Source organism: Bordetella genomosp. 7 (genome assembly GCF_002261265.1).
GTDB lineage: Bacteria > Pseudomonadota > Gammaproteobacteria > Burkholderiales > Burkholderiaceae_B > Bordetella_A.
In genome coordinates, this window is the sequence record NZ_NEVK01000003.1 from 584,163 (window position 1) to 604,764 (window position 20,602).

General features: G+C 65.0%; 15 protein-coding genes. 12 read left to right on the forward strand and 3 right to left on the reverse strand.

All coding sequences use genetic code 11. The features are described from left to right. Positions 1 to 53: 53 nt before the first annotated feature. The 7 genes from CAL19_RS05160 to CAL19_RS05190 all read left to right on the forward strand — a co-directional run bounded on the left by CAL19_RS05160 (position 54) and on the right by CAL19_RS05190 (position 5,876). Positions 54 to 833 (forward strand): GntR family transcriptional regulator, encoded by a 780-nt coding sequence (locus tag CAL19_RS05160; protein ID WP_026640429.1) that lies wholly within the window; start codon positions 54 to 56, stop codon positions 831 to 833. 121 nt (positions 834 to 954) lie between these two features. After that, positions 955 to 1,368 (forward strand): succinate dehydrogenase, cytochrome b556 subunit, encoded by a 414-nt coding sequence (gene sdhC / locus CAL19_RS05165; RefSeq protein ID WP_026640430.1) that lies wholly within the window; start codon positions 955 to 957, stop codon positions 1,366 to 1,368. Beyond that, positions 1,369 to 1,752: a succinate dehydrogenase, hydrophobic membrane anchor protein gene (gene sdhD, locus CAL19_RS05170; RefSeq protein ID WP_026640431.1), complete on the forward strand. Its 384-nt coding sequence runs from the start codon at positions 1,369 to 1,371 to the stop codon at positions 1,750 to 1,752. It abuts the gene before it with no gap. Between the two features lie 3 nt (positions 1,753 to 1,755). Next, entirely contained in the window at positions 1,756 to 3,534 is a 1,779-nt protein-coding gene (gene sdhA, locus CAL19_RS05175; RefSeq protein ID WP_026640432.1) for a succinate dehydrogenase flavoprotein subunit, read from the forward strand. Between the two features lie 13 nt (positions 3,535 to 3,547). Beyond that, complete coding sequence (locus CAL19_RS05180; protein ID WP_026640433.1) at positions 3,548 to 4,264, forward strand: succinate dehydrogenase iron-sulfur subunit; 717 nt, start codon at positions 3,548 to 3,550, stop codon at positions 4,262 to 4,264. 20 nt (positions 4,265 to 4,284) lie between these two features. Next, positions 4,285 to 4,545: a succinate dehydrogenase assembly factor 2 gene (locus CAL19_RS05185; protein WP_026640434.1), complete on the forward strand. Its 261-nt coding sequence runs from the start codon at positions 4,285 to 4,287 to the stop codon at positions 4,543 to 4,545. Positions 4,546 to 4,565: 20 nt separating this feature from the next. Then, positions 4,566 to 5,876 carry a citrate synthase gene (locus CAL19_RS05190; RefSeq protein ID WP_026640435.1) on the forward strand — a complete coding sequence of 437 codons (1,311 nt, stop codon included), beginning with the start codon at positions 4,566 to 4,568 and terminating at the stop codon, positions 5,874 to 5,876. Positions 5,877 to 5,977: 101 nt separating this feature from the next. Here CAL19_RS05190 and CAL19_RS05195 read toward each other — a convergent pair whose 3' ends face one another. The 3 genes from CAL19_RS05195 to mdeB form a co-directional block, all read right to left on the reverse strand. Then, positions 5,978 to 6,430: a DUF2214 family protein gene (locus tag CAL19_RS05195; protein WP_094796181.1), complete on the reverse strand. Its 453-nt coding sequence runs from the start codon at positions 6,428 to 6,430 to the stop codon at positions 5,978 to 5,980. Positions 6,431 to 6,559: 129 nt separating this feature from the next. Further along, positions 6,560 to 8,848: an NADP-dependent malic enzyme gene (locus tag CAL19_RS05200; protein ID WP_094796182.1), complete on the reverse strand. Its 2,289-nt coding sequence runs from the start codon at positions 8,846 to 8,848 to the stop codon at positions 6,560 to 6,562. A 144-nt stretch (positions 8,849 to 8,992) separates the two neighbouring features. Next, entirely contained in the window at positions 8,993 to 11,656 is a 2,664-nt protein-coding gene (mdeB, locus tag CAL19_RS05205; RefSeq protein ID WP_094796183.1) for an alpha-ketoglutarate dehydrogenase, read from the reverse strand. Between the two features lie 126 nt (positions 11,657 to 11,782). Here mdeB and CAL19_RS05210 point away from each other — a divergent pair, with 126 nt between their 5' ends. From CAL19_RS05210 to lpdA, 5 genes are all read left to right on the forward strand, one after another. Next, positions 11,783 to 12,250, forward strand: coding sequence for an Lrp/AsnC family transcriptional regulator (locus CAL19_RS05210; RefSeq protein WP_026640439.1), 468 nt, complete (start codon positions 11,783 to 11,785; stop codon positions 12,248 to 12,250). A gap of 64 nt (positions 12,251 to 12,314) precedes the next feature. Then, positions 12,315 to 14,399: an OPT family oligopeptide transporter gene (locus CAL19_RS05215; RefSeq protein WP_094796184.1), complete on the forward strand. Its 2,085-nt coding sequence runs from the start codon at positions 12,315 to 12,317 to the stop codon at positions 14,397 to 14,399. A gap of 320 nt (positions 14,400 to 14,719) precedes the next feature. Further along, entirely contained in the window at positions 14,720 to 17,590 is a 2,871-nt protein-coding gene (locus tag CAL19_RS05220) for a 2-oxoglutarate dehydrogenase E1 component (protein WP_026640441.1), read from the forward strand. Positions 17,591 to 17,632: 42 nt separating this feature from the next. Next, a complete protein-coding gene (odhB, locus tag CAL19_RS05225) occupies positions 17,633 to 18,850 on the forward strand; it encodes a 2-oxoglutarate dehydrogenase complex dihydrolipoyllysine-residue succinyltransferase (RefSeq protein WP_026640442.1) in 1,218 nt (405 codons plus the stop codon). A 204-nt stretch (positions 18,851 to 19,054) separates the two neighbouring features. Beyond that, the gene (gene lpdA, locus CAL19_RS05230) at positions 19,055 to 20,482 is read left to right on the forward strand and encodes a dihydrolipoyl dehydrogenase (protein ID WP_094796403.1); all 1,428 of its coding nucleotides are present in this window, start codon (positions 19,055 to 19,057) and stop codon (positions 20,480 to 20,482) included. The last annotated feature ends 120 nt before the right edge of the window (positions 20,483 to 20,602 follow it).

The following is a 20,602-nucleotide window of genomic DNA, read 5'->3' on the forward strand; positions in this document are numbered from 1 at the left end:
CCGCGCAGCGCGTTGCGCGCCGCCGCACCGAACAAGCACACTCGAACACATCCATGGCAGACCCCAGGCCCGATCCCGCCCCTCGCAATCGCGCCGCCCGCACCGCGGGCGAGGGGGCGGCGTTCAGCCCGCTGTATCGCCAGATCAAGGAATTGCTGGTGCAAAGCCTGGAGCGGGGCGAATGGAAACCCGGCGAACTCATCCCCAGCGAAATCGACCTGGCCGCACGGTTCCAGGTCAGCCAGGGCACCGTGCGCAAGGCCGTCGACGAACTGGCCGCCGAGCACCTGCTGCTGCGCCGCCAGGGCAAGGGCACCTTCGTGGCCACCCACCACGAAGCGCGCGTGCGCTATCGCTTTCTGCGCCTGGCGCCTGACGAAGAAGGCGAAGGCGGGCGTGCCGAAAGCCGTATTCTCGAATGCAGGCGCATGCGCGCGCCGGCCGAGATCGCCCGCGCGCTCGAACTGCGCGCCGGCGAGACCGTGGTCACCATCCGCCGCCAGCTTTCCATGAACCACCGGCCTACCGTCATCGACGACATCTGGCTGCCCGGGGCGCTGTTCCGCACGCTTACATTCGAACTGCTGGCCGCCAACAAGGCGCCGCTGTACGGCCTGTTCGAAACGGAGTTCGGCGTGAGCATGGTTCGCGCCGACGAAAAGATCCGTGCCGTGACGGCGCCGGCCGACATCGCGACGCTGCTGGGCGTCGAGTCGGGCACGCCGCTGCTGCAAGTCGACCGCGTGTCGTATACCTATGGCGACCGTCCGGTCGAGGTGCGCCGCGGCTTATACGTTACCGATCACTATCATTATCGCAATAGCCTGAATTGATGAGCTTTTTTCCTACGATTTGATACCGACCCGATCTCTGGGCGAAAATAGCGTGTTTGCCCGCAAGGGCGATGCGAATTTCGCTGTCACGAATCCCTAGCACCGTAACACCGAGGCCGTCATGTCCGACACCGCTGCCAAGCCACGTCCGCAGTTCCGCAATATCGGAATTGCGCAAATCGCCCGCTATCGCCTGCCGCTCGCGGGCAAGCTGTCCATCCTGCACCGCGTCAGCGGCGCGCTGCTCTTTCTCTGTCTTCCCTTGGTCATCCTGCCGCTGTTCGCGGCCAGCGTGACCTCGCCGGACAGCTTTGCGCAAGTGGCCCAATATGCCGGCCACCCGCTGGTCAAGCTGGTGGTGCTGGCCCTGGTGTGGAGCTACCTGCACCACTTCTGTGCCGGCATCCGCTACCTGATGCTCGACCTGCACATCGGCGTGGACAAGATCTCGGCCCAGAAAAGCGCCGGCGTGGTTTTCGGCGTCAGCCTCGCGCTGACCCTGGTGTTCGCACTCAAATTGTTCGGAGCTCTGTAAATGGCCGCTTCCAAGAACTATGGCCCCACCCGCCTCGTCGTGGGCGCCCATTACGGTGTCATCGACTTCATCGCCCAGCGCATTACCGCGGTCATCATGGCCATCTATACGCTGGTGCTCATCGTCGGCATGCTGGTGATGCCGTCCTTCTCGTACGAAAGCTGGAAGGCGCTGTTCACCTTCCGCGTGTATGCCATTCCTGTCGGCCAGATCCTGGCCACCCTGTTTTTCCTGGCGCTGGCGTGGCATGCCTGGATCGGCGTGCGCGACATCTGGATGGACTACGTCAAGCCCGCGGGCGTGCGTATGCTGTTGCAGGTGTTGACCATCCTCTGGCTGGTCGGTTCGGTCGTTTATTTCGCGCAAATCCTCTGGAGTATCTAAGCCGTGGTCTCTGTCATGAATTCATTGCCGCGCCGCCAATTCGATGTGGTGGTGGTCGGCGCCGGCGGAGCCGGCATGCGTTGCTCGCTGCAACTGGCCCAGGCAGGCCTGTCGGTGGCGGTGCTTTCCAAAGTGTTCCCCACGCGTTCGCACACCGTGGCTGCGCAGGGCGGCGTCAGCGCCTCGCTGGGCAACATGAGCGAAGACAACTGGTACTGGCACATGTACGACACCGTCAAGGGGTCCGACTGGCTGGGTGACCAGGATGCCATCGAGTTCATGTGCCGCGAAGCGCCCAACGCGGTGTACGAGCTCGAGCATTTCGGCATGCCGTTCGACCGCAACGCCGACGGCACGATCTACCAGCGCCCCTTTGGCGGACACACGGCAAACTTCGGCGAAAAGCCGGTGCAGCGCGCCTGTGCCGCCGCCGACCGTACCGGCCACGCCCTGCTGCACACGCTGTACCAGCGCAACGTGGCCGCGCGCACCCAGTTCTTCGTCGAATGGATGGCGCTGGACCTGCTGCGCAATGAAGCCGGCGACGTGGTTGGCGTCACGGCGCTCGAAATGGAAACCGGCGACATCTACATCCTGGAAGCCAAGGCCACTGTGCTGGCTACCGGCGGCGCCGGCCGCATCTGGGCCGCGTCCACCAATGCCTTCATCAATACGGGCGACGGCCTGGGCATGGCCGCGCGCGCGGGCATTCCGCTGCAGGACATGGAGTTCTGGCAGTTCCACCCCACCGGCGTGGCCGGCGCGGGCGTGCTGATCACCGAAGGCGTGCGCGGCGAAGGCGGCATCCTGCTGAACAAAGACGGCGAACGCTTCATGGAGCGCTATGCGCCCACCCTGAAAGACCTGGCGCCGCGCGACTTCGTGTCGCGCTCGATGGACCAGGAAATCAAGGAAGGCCGCGGCTGCGGTCCCGATGGCAGCTACGTGGTGCTCAAGCTCGATCACCTCGGCGCCGACGTCATCAACAAGCGGCTGCCGTCCATCCGCGAAATCGCCATCAAGTTCGGCAACGTCGACCCCATCAAAGAGCCGATCCCGGTCGTGCCCACCATTCACTACCAGATGGGCGGCATCCCGGCCAACTATCACGGCCAGGTGCTTTCGCGCGTCAACGGCGAAAACCAGATCGTCAACGGCCTGTACGCCATCGGCGAGTGCGCCGCGGTGTCGGTGCACGGCGCCAACCGCCTGGGCACCAACTCGCTGCTCGACCTCATCGTGTTCGGCCGCGCCACCGGCAACCACATCGTGTCGACGCATCTCGAGCGCCAGCATTCGCACCAGCCGGTGCCCAAAGAAGCCGTCGATTTCTCGATGCAGCGCGTGGCCAAGCTGGAAGGCCGCACCTCGGGCGAAAAGACCCAGGACGTCGCCAACGCCATCCGCGTGTCCATGCAGCGCCACTGCGGCGTGTTCCGCACGCTCGAACTGCTCAACGAGGGCGTAGGCCAGATCGACGACCTCGCCAAGCAGGCCGAGCACATCTATTTCAAGGACAAGTCCAAGGTGTTCAACACCGCCCGCATCGAGGCGCTGGAACTGGCCAACATGACCGAAGTGGCGCGCGCCACCATCAAGTCGGCCGCCAACCGCCACGAAAGCCGCGGCGCGCATGCGCTGGACGACTTCCCCAACCGCGACGACGAGAACTGGCTGAAGCACACGCTGTGGTATTCGGAAGACAGCCGCCTCGAATACAAGCCCGTTCAAATGAAGCCCCTGACGGTCGAGTCCTTCCCGCCCAAGGCGCGTACTTTCTAAGCAGGATGCTGCGATGAGCACCAAAAGAATCGTCAAATTCGAGATCTACCGCTACGACCCGGACAAGGACGAGCGCCCCTACATGCAGAAGCTGGAGGTCGAACTCCAGCCCACCGACAAGATGCTGCTCGATGCGCTCGTGCGCATCAAGAACGACGTGGACGACAGCCTGGCGCTGCGCCGCTCCTGCCGCGAAGGCGTGTGCGGCTCGGACGCCATGAACATCAACGGCAAGAACGGCCTGGCCTGCACGACCAACCTGCGCGAGCTGAAAGAGCCCATCGTGCTCAAGCCGTTGCCCGGCCTGCCCGTCATCCGCGACCTGATCGTGGACATGACGCACTTCTTCAATCAGTACCACTCGGTACGGCCGTATCTCATCAATGACACGCCGCCGCCCGAGCGCGAACGCCTGCAATCGCCCGAGGCTCGCGAAGAGCTCGACGGCCTGTACGAGTGCATTCTGTGCGCCTGCTGCTCGACGTCCTGCCCGTCGTTCTGGTGGAACCCCGACAAGTTCGTGGGGCCCGCCGGCCTGCTGCAGGCGTACCGTTTCCTGGCCGACAGCCGGGACGAGGCCACCGGCGAACGCCTGGACAACCTCGAAGATCCTTATCGCCTGTTCCGCTGCCACACGATCATGAACTGTGTGGACGTCTGTCCGAAGGGCCTGAACCCGACCAAGGCCATCGGCAAGATCAAGGAACTGATGGTTCGCCGCACGGTCTAGTAAAACAACACAGGGACACCATGAGCAGCCTTACCGAACTCGACCGGACACGCCTGCGCTGGCGGGCGCGCCGGGGCCTGCTCGAAAACGACCTGATCATTACCCGGTACCTGGACGCATACGAAACGCAGCTTACCGATGACGACGTCAAAGCGCTGACACAGTTGTTCGAGCTGGGCGACAACGACCTGCTCGACCTGCTGTTGGCGCGCAAGGAGCCCGAAGGGCAGCTTGATACGCCGCGGATACACGCCATCATCGGGCAAATGCGTGCACTCTGATTATTTTTGAGGAAACAGCGATGAACCTGTCTGACAAGAAAGCAACACTATCGTTCTCCGACGGCTCTGCGTCGATCGAGTTCCCGGTCTACAAGGGCACGATCGGCCCGGACGTCATCGACATCCGCAAGCTCTACGGTCAGACGGGTATGTTCACGTTCGACCCCGGGTTCATGTCGACGGCGGCCTGCGAGTCGGCCATCACCTATATCGACGGCGACAAGGGCGAACTGCTGTACCGCGGCTACCCCATCGAACAGTTGGCGGTGAACTGCGACTTCCTCGACATCTGCTACCTGATCCTGAACGGCGAACTGCCCAACGGCGGCCAGAAAGCCGATTTCGACTCGCAGGTCACGCACCACACGATGGTGAACGAGCAGCTGCACTTTTTCCTGCGCGGCTTTCGCCGCGACGCGCACCCCATGGCCGTCCTGACCGGCCTGGTGGGCGCGCTGTCGGCCTTCTACCACGACTCCACCGACATCACCAATCCGCAGCATCGGCACATTTCGGCCATTCGTCTCATCGCCAAGATGCCGACGCTGGTGGCCATGGCGTACAAGTATTCGCAAGGCCAGCCTTTCATCTACCCGCAGAACGACTTGTCGTACACCGGCAATTTCCTGCGCATGATGTTCGCCACGCCGTGCGAAGAGTACAAGGTCAATGAAGTGGTCGAGCGCGCGCTCGATCGCATCTTCATCCTGCACGCCGACCACGAACAGAACGCCTCGACCTCCACCGTGCGCCTGTGCGGCTCGTCGGGCACCAACCCCTTCGCCGCCATTTCGGCCGGCGTGGCCTGCCTGTGGGGCCCTGCCCACGGCGGCGCCAACGAAGCGTGCCTGCAAATGCTCGAAGAGCTGCAGGCCAACGGCGGCGTGGCCAAGGTCGGCGAGTTCATGGAAAAGGTCAAGGACAAGAACTCGGGCGTGCGCCTGATGGGCTTTGGCCATCGCGTCTACAAGAACTACGATCCGCGCGCCAAGCTGATGCAGGAAACCTGCAAAGAAGTACTGCAGTCGCTGGGCCTGGAAAACGACCCGCTCTTCAAGCTGGCCATGGAGCTCGAACGCATCGCCCTGGAAGACGACTACTTCGTGCAGCGCAAGCTGTACCCCAACGTAGACTTCTATTCGGGCATCGTGCAGCGCGCCATCGGCATTCCCACCTCGCTGTTCACCGCGATTTTCGCGTTGGCCCGCACGGTGGGCTGGATCGCCCAGTGGAACGAAATGCTGTCCGATCCGGACTACAAGATCGGTCGCCCGCGCCAGCTGTTCAGCGGCGCTGCGCCGCGCGACGTGCCGGCCATGGACAAGCGCTGATCCTCCCGGATACACGCCCCATCAATAAAAAACGCCCGCAAGGGCGTTTTTTATTTGCGGCCGATATCGGATGATTTCGGCCGCGGGCGCCAAGCCGATGGCTACATGCCGATGCCGCGGGCCATCAGCACGGCGAACAGCGGCAACAGGACGAACAGATGTGTTTCCAGCATGACCCATCGACGGGCCTTCTTGATGTCGAGGTCGGAGGGGGTGTAGCCGGGTTGCTGTCGTTCCTGCTTGCGCCAGCGCAAGAACGCCAGGGTCGGCGGGATCGAGCACAGCCCGATCACCACGAAGAGCGTGATCTTGGCGTGGAACCACGGATTGCTCATGTAGAAGGCGGCGCCCTTGGGGCCTGCCATCAGGCGCAACAGGCCGGTGACCAGCACCGCCAGCGCGGATACCAGGTACCAGCGATCGTACAGCGCGAGGCGACGTATCGTGTCGGGGGCCAACCCGGGGCGCAGCAGCACCGCCTGGGCGGACATGATGACGATAAGCACGAAAATCGCCAGGTAGTGTATCCAGGCGAGTAAAGCGTCTTGCAACATGACGGCTCCGGTGGAAAAGGCTAGTGGCTTTTTAACATTGCGCGGGCGGCATGCCTACCGCTGCCCGTCATGAAAAAACAGGGAGCCCGTCCCGGGCTCCCTGTGTATTGCGAGGCGCGCCGCGCCGGGTCAGCGCAGTTGGCCCGCGGCTTCCTGTTGCGCATCCACGACGGCAAGCGCGGTCATGTTGACGATGCGACGCACGGTGGCGCTGGTAGTAAGGATATGCACCGGACGGGCCGCGCCCAGCAGGATCGGCCCCATGGCGATGCCGTTGCTGCCGGTCATCTTCAGGATGTTGTAGGTGATATTGCCGGTATCGAGGTTGGGCATGACCAGCAGGTTCGCACGGCCCTTCAGTTTGCTGTCCGGATAGGCCAGCATGCGGATTTTCTCGGAAAGCGCCGCGTCCGCATGCATCTCGCCGTCGACCTCGAGATCGGGCGCGCGCTCTTCGATCAGGCGCCGGGCCTGGGCCATTTTCTGGGAAGAAGCCGTCATGCGGCTGCCGAAGTTGGAGTGCGACAGCAACGCCACCTTGGGCACGACGCCGAAGCGCAGCATTTCTTCGGCTGCCTGCACGGTGATGTTGGCGATTTCTTCGGCGTCGGGATTTTCGTTGACGTGCGTGTCGGTGACGAACAGCGTCTGGTCGGGCAGCATCAGCACGTTCAGCGCCGCGTAGGTCTGGCCCGGCTTGCGGCCGATGACTTCGTCGACATACTTGAGCTGGTTGTCGTACTTGCTTGCCACGCCGCACAGCAGGGCGTCGGCGTCGCCGCGCCGCAGCAGCATGGCGCCGATCAGGGTGTTGTGCTTGCGTATCATCGCCTTGGCGATGGCGGGCGTGACACCCTCGCGACCCTTGAGCTGGTAGTAGGCGTTCCAGGTTTCGCTGAACCGGCTGTCGTCTTCGGGGTCGACGATCTCGATGTTCTGGCCGGCCACCAGGCGCAGGCCCGCCTTCTTGACACGCATCTCGATGACCGCGGGGCGGCCCACCAGGATCGGGTAGGCGAGCTTTTCGTCAACGACGGTTTGCGCCGCGCGCAGCACGCGTTCGTCTTCGCCGTCGGCGTAGATGACGCGCTTGGGCGCCTGCTTGGCCTGCGCGAACAGCGGACGCATCAGTTGGCCCGAGTGGTACACGAAGCCCATCAGCTGCTGACGATAGCCTTCGATGTCCTGGATGGGGCGCAGGGCAACGCCGGAGTCGGCGGCCGCCTGCGCGACGGCGGGCGCGATCTGTACGATAAGCCGCGGGTCGAAAGGCTTGGGAATGATGTATTCGGGCCCGAAGGACAAGTCCTGGCCATCGTACGCGCGGGCCACCTCATCGTTCTGTTCGGCCTGCGCCAGTTCGGCAATGGCTTTCACGCAGGCGAGCTTCATTTCCTCGGTGATGCGGGTCGCGCCTGCGTCCAGGGCGCCACGGAAAATGAAGGGAAAGCACAGGACGTTGTTGACCTGGTTGGGGTAGTCCGACCGGCCGGTGGCGATGATGCAGTCGGGGCGCGCGGCGCGCGCGACCTCGGGACGGATCTCGGGTTCGGGGTTGGCCAGGGCCAGGATCAGGGGGCGGTCGGCCATGGTCTTGACCATGTCGGCCGTCAGTACGCCGGCGGCCGAGCAGCCCAGGAACACGTCGGCGCCTTGCACCACGTCGGCCAGCGTGCGCGCGTCGGTCTTTTGCGCGTACCGCTGCTTGTTGGGTTCCATGTTGGCGTCGCGGCCTTCCCAGATCACGCCGCGCGAGTCGACCACGTAGATGTTCTCGCGCTTGATGCCCAGGTGCACCAGCAGGTCCAGGCAGGCGATCGCCGCGGCGCCCGCGCCCGACACGGCGAGCTTGACCTGGGTGATGTCCTTGCCCACGACTTTCAGGCCGTTCAGGATGGCTGCCGACGAGATGATGGCGGTGCCGTGCTGGTCGTCATGGAACACCGGAATCTTCATGCGATCGCGCAGCTTCTTTTCAATGTAGAAGCATTCGGGCGCCTTGATGTCTTCCAGGTTGACGCCGCCCAGTGTGGGTTCCAGCGCCGCGATGATGTCGACGAGCTTGTCCGGGTCGGTTTCGGCGAGTTCGATGTCGAACACGTCGATGCCCGCGAACTTCTTGAAGAGGCAGCCTTTGCCTTCCATGACCGGCTTGGCGGCCAGCGGGCCGATGTCGCCCAGGCCGAGCACGGCAGTGCCGTTCGTGATGACGCCCACCAGGTTGGCGCGCGAGGTGTACTTGGCTGCGGCCTCGTCGCCCTGGTCGAAAATCGCCATGCAGGCGGCGGCTACGCCTGGCGAATAGGCCAGCGACAGGTCGTCCTGGTTGGCCAGCGTCTTGGTGGGCATCACCGAGATCTTGCCGGGTGTGGGGTGGGCGTGATAGTCCAGCGCCAGTTTGGTAAGCGTTTCGTCCATGCTGAGGTAGGCCTTTGCGGCAACAAGAAAACAAGGCGGGCGGAGGCGCCCGCCTTCAAAAAATGCAAGGCATCTATTTCAACAGAAAGCGGCCCCGCATTTTGCTGCAACGCAGCGTAATCCGGCGCCGTGGCGGGAGTCGCGCTACGCCAGCCAGGGCGGCGTGGCGCGCTCGGCGGCGCCCAGTTTTTCGCGCAGCGCCTGCCTTGCGCCCCGGAGCGTGGTATCGCGGTCCGCGAGCAGGTCCAGCGCCTGCAGCACGATCCAGTCGGCGCCCACTTCAAAAAAATCACGCAGGCGCGCCCGGGTGTCGCTGCGGCCGAAGCCGTCGGTGCCCACGGTGCGATAGGGCGCGGCGATCCATGCTCGGATCTGTTCGGGCACGGCGCGTACGTAGTCGCTGGCCGCGACCACCGGGGTGTCGCCCGGCAGACAGTGTTCCACCCAGCCTGGCGCATCGCCCAGCCCCAGCGTGCGGGCCCGTTCGCTGGCGCGCCCGTCGCGGGCAAGTTCCGAGAAGCTGGTCACGCTCCAGACCTCGGCGGCGATATCGTAATCTTGCGCAAGACGCTCGGCGGCCTGCAGGGCTTCGGCCAGCATGGGCCCGGCGCCCAGCAGCCGGACGCGGGCCCCGGGCGCGGCGCGCACGCGATGCATGCCGCGCAGGATGCCCGCCCGCGCGTCGTTTGACGGCAGGCTGGGTTGCGGCAGGTTTTCGTTGGTGACGGTCAGGTAGTAGAACTCGTCGCATTGCTCGTGCAGCATGCGGCGCATGCCGTGTTCCAGAATGACCGCGGCCTCGTAAGCGTGGGCGGGGTCATAGGCGCGGCAGTTCGGAACCGTGGCGGCGACCAGGTGGCTGGAGCCGTCCTGGTGCTGCAGGCCTTCGCCGCCCAGCGTGGTGCGCCCCGATGTGGCGCCTATCAGGAAGCCGCGCGCGCGCTGGTCGGCCGCTGCCCAGATCAGGTCGCCGATGCGCTGGAACCCGAACATCGAATAATAGATATAGAAAGGCAGCATCGGCAGGCCGTTTACCGAATAACTGGTGCCGGCCGCCGTCCATGATGAAATGGCGCCCGCCTCGGTAATGCCTTCTTCCAGGATCTGCCCATCCAGCGCCTCGCGGTAATACAGTACCGAGCCGATGTCTTCGGGTTCGTACAGTTGCCCTTGCGCCGAGTAAATGCCGATCTGGCGGAACAGATTGGCCATGCCGAAGGTGCGCGCCTCGTCGGCGACGATGGGCACAATGCGCGGGCCCAGGGCTTCGTCCTTGAGCAGCCCGCCCAGCATGCGCACGATGGCCATCGTCGACGACATTTCCTTGCCGTCTGCTTCCAGCGCAAAGCGCGCCCATCGGTCGGCAGGCGGCGCGGCGAGGCCGGGCGCCTTGCTCTGCCGCCGCGGCACATAGCCCCCCAGCGCGGCGCGCCGGGCCTGCAGATAGCGCAGTTCCGGGCTGTCGGAGGCAGGCCGGTAGAATTTCAGCGCCAGGCAGTCGGCATCGGTGATCGGCAGCGCGAACCTGTCGCGGAAGGCCAGCAAGGCGTCGTCGTCCAGCTTTTTCTGCTGGTGCGTGGTCATCTTGCCCTGGCCGGCCGAACCCATGCCGTAGCCTTTTTTTGTCTGCGCGAGGATGACCGTGGGCTGGCCACGATGCCGCACGGCGCGGTGATACGCCGCGTAGATCTTGACGATGTCGTGCCCGCCGCGCCGCAGCCGGTCGATGGCCTCGTCCGACCAGTCGGCGACCAGCGCGGCCAGCTCGGGGTGCTGGTTGAAGAAGTGCGAGCGGTTGTAGGCGCCGTCGTTGGCAGCGAATGTCTGGAACTGGCCATCGACGGTGCGTGCGAAGGCGCGGGCCAGCGCGCCCGTGGCATCGCGGGCGAGCAGGGCGTCCCAGTCGCCGCCCCATACCAGCTTGATGACATTCCAGCCCGCGCCCGCATAAAGGGTTTCCAGTTCGTCGATGATGCGCCCGTTGCCGCGTACCGGCCCGTCCAGGCGCTGCAGGTTGCAATTGACCACGAACACCAGGTTGTCGAGCCTTTCCCGCGCGGCGAGCGTCAGCGCCGCGATGGACTCCGGTTCGTCCATTTCGCCGTCGCCGAAGATTCCCCACACCTTGCGGTCGGAGGCGGGCGCGAGCGAACGGTTTTCCAGATAGCGCAGGAAGCGGGCCTGGTAAATGGCGTTGATCGGCCCTATGCCCATGGAGCCGGTGGGAAACTGCCAGAAATCGGGCATCAGCCAGGGGTGGGGGTAGGACGACAGGCCGCGCAGGCCCCGCGCTTGGGCGGTGATCTCCTGCCGGAAATGGGCCAGGTCTTCTTCGCCCAGGAAACCTTCCAGGTAGGCGCGGGCATACACGCCGGGCGCGGAGTGGGGCTGCAGGTACACCAGATCGCCCGGGGAATCGGCGACGGCGCCTCGGAAAAAGTGATTGAAGCCCACTTCGAAGAGGTCGGCCGCCGACGCATAGCTGGCGATGTGGCCGCCCAGTTCGCCGTGTGCCTGGTTGGCCCGCACCACCATCGCCAGCGCGTTCCATCGATTGATGGACGCGATCCGCTCTTCAAGCGCCAGGTCGCCCGGGAAGGGCGGCTGCTCGTGCGCGGGGATGGTGTTCAGGTAGGCGCTGCGCGTCTGCCCGGCCGCGCGCACCCCCGACGCCGCGGCCTGGGCCAGCAGCTCATCCAGTACGTAGGCGGCCCGGGGCGCCCCTTGCGCCCCTACCAGCGCTTGGAACGCTTCTTTCCACTCGGCGGTTTCGGTGGGGTCAATGTCTTCTGGCATGGCGTCGAGCATGGCGGTCGGAATCTCCTGTGGAGGGTCATCCTATCGCGTTCGCCGTGACATAAGTATTCGAAAATGTGAGGCCAGGCCGGGCTGTCCGGCATAATATTCGGCAAATAATTCGATTCACAGTCAAAAATGCCCAACAAACTGGATCAGACCGACCGCCGCATCCTGGCGATCCTGCAAACCGATTCCAGCCTGACCAATGTCGAGCTGGCCCGCCGGGTGCACCTGTCGCCGTCTCCGTGCCTGGCGCGCGTGAAGGCGCTGGAGGCGGCCGGCGTCATCCGCGGCTACGTGGCCCTGGCCGATCCGCTGCAACTGGGCCTGAGCCTGAACGTGTTCATCCAGGTCAGCCTGGAAAAGCAGGTCGAGACCGAGCTCGAGCGTTTCCAGAATGCCATGGCCGAATGCCCGGAAGTCATGGAGTGCTACCTGATGACCGGCGATTCCGATTACCTGTTGCGCGTGGTGGTGCCGGACATGCAGGGGCTGGAGCGTTTCGTGGTGAATCGCCTGTCGCGCATTCCGGGCGTGCGCAACATCCGATCCGGCTTCGCGCTGAAGCAGGTCAAATATCAGACCGCGCTGCCGTTGGGCTAGCGCAGGCCGGCAGGGCGCAGGGGCGTAGAATCGTCGGGTCGTCCACATAGAGGCTGCCCGACCCATGTCCGCTTTCGACCGAGTTCCCGATTCGATCACGTTGCCCGAACTGACCGTACGCGGCGTGATCATCGGCGCGCTGATTACCGTCGTATTTACTGCATCGAACGTGTTCCTGGGGCTGAAAGTGGGCCTGACCTTCTCGTCGGCCATTCCGGCGGCGGTCATCTCCATGTCGGTGCTGCGGCTGTTCAACAACGCCAACATCCTGGAAAACAACATGGTGCAGACGCAGGCCTCGGCCGCGGGCACCCTGTCGGCGATCATCTTCATCCTGCCGGCGCTGGTCATGATGGGCCACTGGCAGGGTTTTCCTTTCTGGCAGACCCTGGGCATCTGCGCGGCAGGCGGCATGCTGGGGGTGATGTTCACGATTCCGCTGCGCCACATCATGGTCGTGCAAAGCGACCTGCCTTACCCCGAGGGCGTGGCCGCCGCCGAAATCCTGCGAGTGGGCAGCAGCGGCGCGCCCGCGCAGGCGGACGCGAGCGCCGATGCCGGCCGGCCCGCTGCCGAAAAACCGGCCGCGGCCCCTACCGGCATGGCCGACATCCTCAGCGGCGCCGGGGTGGCGGCGGCCGTCAGTTTCGCCGTCAACGGCCTGCGCGTGCTGGGCGACAGCGTCAGCATGTGGCCCACGTTGGGGGCGGCGGTGTTTCGCCTGCCCATGGGCTTTTCGCTGGCGCTGATGGGCGCAGGCTATCTCATCGGCATTGTCGCCGGCCTGGCCATGCTGACCGGGCTGGTGATCGCCTGGGGCATTGCGGTGCCGGTGCTGACGGCGACGGGCACGATGGCCGCCGGGCAGTCCGTGGCCGACTACGCCACCGGAATCTGGAGTTCGCAGGTGCGCTTCATCGGCGCAGGGGTGATCGGCGTGGGCGCCATCTGGACGCTTGCCACGCTGTTTGTCCCGATGATGCGCGGCATCCGCACGTCGTTCGCGGCGTTCACGGCGGCGGGGCGGCTGGCCCAGGCCGATGCGCCCCGCACGCAGCAAGACCTGCCGGCCCGCTGGATATCGCTGGTGACGCTGGTGCTGGTGGCCATTCTGGTGGCAACGTTCATGGCATTCCTCAGGCCCACGCCGGCGGCCCAGGGCCACGTGGGCATGCTGGTGGCGTATTCCGTGGCGTTCGCCTTCATTTTCGGCTTTCTGGTGGCGGCGGCATGCGGCTACATGGCCGGGCTGGTGGGCTCGTCCACCAGCCCGATCTCGGGCGTGGGCATCGTGGCCATCGTGCTGGTGTCGCTGCTGATGCTGGCGCTCGAAAGCGCCAACGGCATCCTGGCCACGCCCGACGGCACCCGCATGGCCATCGGCCTGGCCATTTTCACGACCTCGGCCGTCGTGGCGGTGGCCTCCATCTCCAATGACAACCTGCAGGACCTGAAAACCGGCTGGCTGGTCGGCGCCACCCCCTGGCGCCAGCAGGTGGCGCTGCTGATCGGCTGCGTGGTGGGCGCGGCGGTCATTTCGCCTGTACTGGAACTGCTCTACAACGCCTATGGCTTTGCCGGCGCGCTGCCGCGCCCGGGCATGGACCCCGACGCGGCCCTGTCGGCCCCGCAGGCCACGCTGATGCTGGCGATCGCCCAGGGCATCTTCACCCACCAGCTGAACTGGCTGATGATCCTGATCGGCATGGCCACGGGGGTGGGGCTCATCCTGGTAGACCAGGTGCTGCGGCGCACCTGCAAGGTGGCGCGCATGCCCGTGCTGGCGGTGGGCATCGGCATCTACCTGCCGCCCACGGTAAGCGCCCCGCTGGTGGTGGGGGCGGTGCTGGCGTGGTGCATCCAGCGCGCCGTGCAGGCCCGGGCTCGCCGCACGGGCCTGCCCTACGAAGCCTGCGCCGAGCCGGTCAACCGGCGCGGTACCCTGCTGGCCTCGGGCCTGATCGTGGGCGAAAGCCTGGTTGGCGTGCTGATGGCGGCCATCATCGGCGCGACGGGCGAAGAAGCGCCCCTGGCCATCGCGGGTCCGGGCTTTGCCACCGCGGCCTCGTGGCTGGGGCTGGCGGTGTTTGCGCTGGCGGCTGGGCTGTTTTACCGGCGCGCGCTGGCCGCCCGGCCGGCGCGCCCCTGAGCCCGCAGCGCGCGGGGCCGGCGTCGTTTTCGCGTCACAGCCGGCCGCGCGCCGATCGCGTTCAATGCCGACCGATGCCGGCATCATCGCGGATGTTGCGACGGGCCATGCTGCACCGGAATGCCGGCATGCCGCACGGTAGGGCTCTTGCGGCTGCGCGACAAGACGCCGCAATACGTAAGGGTTATACTTTTGATCCATACGGCTTTCAAGGCTCGTACGCGCCTTCTGCCCCTGCTATCCGCCTAACGGGAAGCCCGTGTCGCGGAAGGTTTTCCTGCATCGCATCGAGTGAAGCACTCGTCAAGGTGAAGCAATACATGTCTTCCGAAATAGAATCCCTTTCCACTTCTTATCTATTCGGCGGTAACGCTCCGTACGTCGAAGAACTGTACGAGGCTTATCTCGACAACCCCGGCTCGGTGCCCGAAAACTGGCGCGAGTACTTCGACCAGCTGCAGCATGCGCCGGCTTCTGACGGTTCGGAATCCACCCGCGACCAGGCGCACGCGCCCATCGTCGAATCGTTCGCGCTGCGCGCGCGCACCAATGGTTTCGTGCAGCAGGCCGCGCAAACCGACCTGTCGATGGCCAGCAAGCAGGTGTCGGTGCAGTCGCTCATCGCCGCGTACCGTTCGCTGGGTTCGCGCTGGGCCGAACTGGACCCCCTCAAGCGCCACGAGCGCCCCGGCATCCCCGAGCTCGATCCCGCGTTCTACGGCCTGAGCGAAGCCGACCTCGACCAGACCTACTCGGCCACCAACACTTACTTCACGACCGCCAGCACCATGACGCTGCGCGATATCCTGAAGGCCTTGCGCGACACCTACTGCCGCAGCATCGGCGCCGAGTTCATGCATATTTCCGATCCGGCCGCCAAGCGCTGGATCCAGGAACGCCTTGAAACCACGCTGGGCGCGGCTACCTTCACCGCCGACGAAAAGCGCCACATCCTGCAGCAGCTGACCGAGGCCGAAGGCCTCGAGCGCTACCTGCACACCAAGTATGTCGGCCAGAAGCGTTTCTCGCTCGAAGGCGGCGAAAGCTTCATCGCCGCAATGGACGAAGTGGTGAACCATGCCGGCGAAGCCGGCGTGCAGGAAATCGTGGTGGGCATGGCGCACCGCGGCCGCCTGAACATGCTCGTGAACATCATGGGCAAGATGCCCGGCGATCTGTTCGCCGAGTTCGAGGGCAAGCATGCCGAAGGCCTGACCGACGGCGACGTGAAATACCACAACGGCTTCTCCAGCGACATCTCTACGCGCGGCGGCCCCGTTCACCTGTCGCTGGCGTTCAACCCGTCGCACCTGGAAATCGTCAACCCCGTGGTCGAAGGCAGCGTGCGCGCGCGCCAGGAACGCCGCGGCGACCACAAGGGCAAGCAGGTATTGCCCGTGCTGGTGCACGGCGACGCGGCCTTCGCCGGGCAGGGCGTGGTCATGGAAACGCTGAACCTGGCCCAGACGCGCGGCTACGGCACGGGCGGCACCGTCCATATCGTCATCAACAACCAGATCGGTTTCACGACGTCCGACCCGCGCGACTCGCGTTCGACGCTGTATTGCACCGACGTGGTCAAGATGATCGAAGCGCCGGTGTTCCACGTCAACGGCGACGACCCGGAGGCGGTGGTGTTCGCCACCAAGCTGGCGCTCGACTACCGCCTGGAGTTCGGCCGCGACATCGTCCTGGACATCGTCTGCTTCCGCAAGCTGGGCCACAACGAGCAAGACACCCCGTCGCTTACCCAGCCGTTGATGTACAAGCGCATCGGCCACCATCCCGGCACCCGCAAGCTGTACGCCGACAAGCTCACCGCCCAGGGCGTGCTGGCCGAAGGCGAGTCCGACCAGATGGTCAAGGACTACCGCCAGCTCATGGAAGACGGCCAGCGCACCATCGAGCCGGTGCTGACCGACTACAAGAGCAAGTACGCCATCGACTGGTCGCCCTTCCTGGGCGCCAAATGGACCGACCAGGCCGACACCGCGGTGCCGCTGGCCGAGCTCAAGCGCATCGGCGAGCGCATCACCACCGTGCCCGAAGGCTTTACGGTGCACCCGCTGGTCAACAAACTGCTGAACGACCGCCGCAACATGGCCAAGGGCGAGATGAATCTCGACTGGGGCATGGGCGAACACCTGGCCTTCGCCACCCTGGTGGCCTCGGGCTACGCCGTGCGCATCACCGGCCAGGATTCCGGCCGCGGCACGTTCACGCACCGCCATGCGGTGCTGCACGACCAGAATCGCGAGCGCTGGGACGACGGCACGTACATCCCGCTGCAGAACGTGACCGACGGCCAGGCCCCGTTCACCGTGATCGACTCGGTGCTTTCCGAAGAAGCCGTGCTGGGCTTCGAGTACGGCTATTCCAGCGCGGAACCCAACACGCTGACCATCTGGGAAGCGCAGTTCGGCGACTTCGTCAACGGCGCGCAGGTGGTCATCGACCAGTTCATCACGTCCGGCGAAGCCAAGTGGGGCCGTCAGTCGGGCCTGACCCTCATGCTGCCGCACGGCTATGAAGGCCAGGGCCCCGAACACTCGTCGGGCCGCATCGAGCGCTTCCTGCAGCTGTGCGCCGACAACAACATCCAGGTGGTGCAGCCGACCACTGCATCGCAGATCTTCCACCTGCTGCGCCGCCAGATGATCCGGCCGTTCCGCAAGCCGCTGGTCATCTTCACGCCCAAATCGCTGCTGCGCAACAAGGACGCGGGTTCGCCCCTGACCGAACTGGCCGGCGGCAGCTTCCGCACCGTCATCGGCGAGGTCGACGAGTCGATCGACCCGGCCAAGGTCAAGCGCGTGCTGGCCTGCTCGGGCAAGGTCTACTACGACCTGGTCCACGCACGCCGCGAGCGCGAGGCCGATCACGTGGCCATCGTGCGCGTCGAACAGCTGTACCCGTTTGCCCACAAGTCGTTCCAGGCCGAGCTGAGCAAGTACGGCAAGGCTACCGAAGTCATCTGGGTGCAAGACGAACCGCAGAACCAAGGTCCGTGGTTCTATATCCAGCATCATCTGTACGAGAACATGTCCGAAGGCCAGAAGCTCGGCTATGCCGGCCGGGCGGCGTCCGCTTCTCCCGCTGTGGGCTACCTGGCCAAGCACCAGGAGCAGCAGAAGGCCCTCATCGAGCAGGCGTTCGCGTCCAAGCACAAAGGCTTCGTACTGACCAAATAAGGTCGGCCGGCTTCGAACTCATCTTTACTGGAACCTATCACTATGGCTATCACTGACGTCGTTGTCCCCCAATTGTCCGAGTCCGTTTCGGAAGCGACCCTGCTTACCTGGAAGAAGCAGAAGGGCGCTGCCGTCGAGGCAGATGAAATCCTCATCGAAATCGAAACCGACAAGGTCGTGCTCGAAGTGCCGGCGCCCGCCTCGGGCGTGCTGGCCGAAATCGTCGAAGGCGACGGCAGCACGGTAACTTCGGGGCAACTGATCGCCAAGATCGACACGGCGGCCAAGGCCGAAGCCGCGGCTGCTCCCGCCGCCGCGGCGCCCAAGGCAGAACCGGCCGCCGAGAAGGCTGCTGCGCCTGCCGCGCCTGCCTCGTCGTCGGCCGCGGGCGTCGCCTCGCCCGCAGCATCCAAGATCTTGTCCGAGAAGGGGGTGGATCCTGCCTCGGTAGCAGGCACCGGCCGTGATGGCCGTGTCACCAAGGCCGACGCCCAGGCCGCCAGCGCGGCGCCCGCCAAGGCCGCCGCTGCGCCCGCGCCGGTTTCGATGTCGCTGGACGGCCGCCCCGAACAGCGCGTGCCCATGAGCCGCCTGCGTGCGCGCATCGCAGAGCGGCTGCTGCAGTCGCAACGCGAAAACGCCATTCTCACGACGTTCAACGAAGTGAACATGCAGGCTGTCATCGACCTGCGCAACAAGTACAAAGACAAGTTCGAGAAAGAGCACGGCATCAAGCTGGGCTTCATGTCGTTCTTCGTCAAGGCGGCCGTTGCCGCACTGAAGAAGTTCCCGCTGATCAACGCCTCGATCGACGGCAAGGACATCATCTACCACGGCTACTTCGACATCGGTATCGCGGTGGGTAGCCCGCGCGGCCTGGTCGTGCCCATCCTGCGCAATGCCGACCAACTGTCGATTGCCGAAATCGAGAAGACCATTGCCGACTTCGGCAAGCGCGCCGCCGAAGGCAAGCTGGGCATCGAAGAAATGACCGGCGGCACCTTCTCCATCTCGAACGGCGGCGTGTTCGGCTCGATGCTGTCCACGCCCATCATCAACCCGCCGCAGTCGGCGATCCTGGGCGTGCACGCCACCAAGGAACGTCCGGTGGTGGAAAACGGCCAGATCGTCATCCGCCCGATGAACTACCTGGCGCTGTCGTACGATCACCGCATCATCGACGGCCGTGAAGCCGTATTGGGTCTGGTGGCCATCAAGGACGCGCTGGAAGACCCGCAGCGCCTGTTGCTGGATCTGTAATCCGGCACGGCTCAGGGCTAGGGGCAATGATTGCTACTGTCGCGGCGGGCCGGATCGCACCGGTCCGTACGCGGCAGGCCCCGCCGGCTTTCTTCCGCCTTTTCCCCTCTGCGTCCGGCCGCGCGTGCGGGCGCGACGCGCATGGGCCGGCGCGCCCCGACCAGCCACAAGCGTCTCTTCAATCCCCCAATTTCCGAGAACATCATGTCCAAACAATTTGACGTCGTCGTCATCGGTGCCGGCCCCGGCGGTTATATCGCCGCCATTCGCGCCGCTCAACTCGGTATGTCCGTCGCTTGCATCGATGCCTGGCAAAACGGGCAGGGCGGGCCGGCTCCCGGCGGTACGTGCACCAACGTCGGTTGCATTCCGTCCAAGGCGCTGCTGCAGTCTTCCGAGCATTTCGAACAGGTCAATCATCACTTTGCCGACCACGGCATCGAGGTCAAGGGTGTGTCGCTGAAGCTCGATACGCTGATCGGCCGCAAGAACACGGTGGTCAAGCAGAACAACGACGGCATCCTGTATCTGTTCAAGAAAAACAAGGTCACCTTCTTCCATGGCAAGGGCGCCTTTGCCGGCAAGGCTGATGGCGGCTATGCCATCAAGGTGACGGGCACGGCCGAGGAAGACCTCGTCGCCAAGCACGTGGTGGTGGCCACCGGTTCCTCGCCGCGAGAGCTGCCGGGCCTGCCCTTCGACGAAAAAGTGGTGCTGTCCAACGATGGTGCGCTGAACATCGACGCCGTTCCCAAGAAGTTGGGCGTGATCGGCGCGGGCGTCATCGGCCTGGAAATGGGCAGCGTGTGGCGCCGCCTGGGCGCCGAGGTCACCATCCTGGAAGCCATGCCCGAGTTCCTGGCGGCGGCCGACCAGCAGGTGGCCAAGGAAGCGCTGAAGGCCTTCGCCAAGCAGGGCCTGGACATCCAAATGGGCGTCAAGCTCGGCGAAGTCAAGGCAACCGCCAAATCGGTCACGGTGCCCTATACCGATGCCAAGGGCGGCGAACAGAAACTGGTGGTCGACAAGCTGATCGTCTCGATCGGGCGCGTGCCGTACACCGGCGGCCTGAACCCCGACGCGGTGGGCCTGAACCTGGACGAGCGCGGCTTCATCCAGGTAGACGACCATTGCAAGACCAACCTGCCCAACGTATGGGCGGTGGGCGACGTGGTGCGCGGCCCCATGCTGGCGCACAAGGCCGAAGAAGAAGGCGTGGCGGTGGCCGAGCGCATCGCGGGCCAGCATGGCCACGTCAACTTCGATACCGTGCCCTGGGTCATCTACACGTCGCCCGAAATCGCCTGGGTGGGCAAGACCGAACAGCAGCTCAAGAAAGAAGGCCGCGAATACAAGGCCGGCAGCTTTCCGTTCATGGCCAACGGGCGCGCGCGCGCCCTGGGCGACACCACCGGCTTTGCCAAGGTGATCGCCGACGCCAAGACTGACGAAGTGCTGGGCGTGCATATCGTCGGCCCGATGGCGTCCGAGCTTATTTCCGAAGCCGTCACCATCATGGAATTCCGCGGCGCCGCCGAGGACATCGCCCGCATCTGCCACGCGCACCCGACCTTGTCCGAGGCCGTGAAAGAAGCGGCGCTGGCGGTCGACAAGCGCACGCTGAACTTCTAAGGCGTCGGGCGGCAGGCGCCAGGCGCCGTGCGACGCCGGCCCCAGGGCGGCGCCCGCGGCCCGCGCCGGCCCGCACCCGGGGCGGGCTCTACCCCGGGCGGGCCATACCCGGGGGGCCGC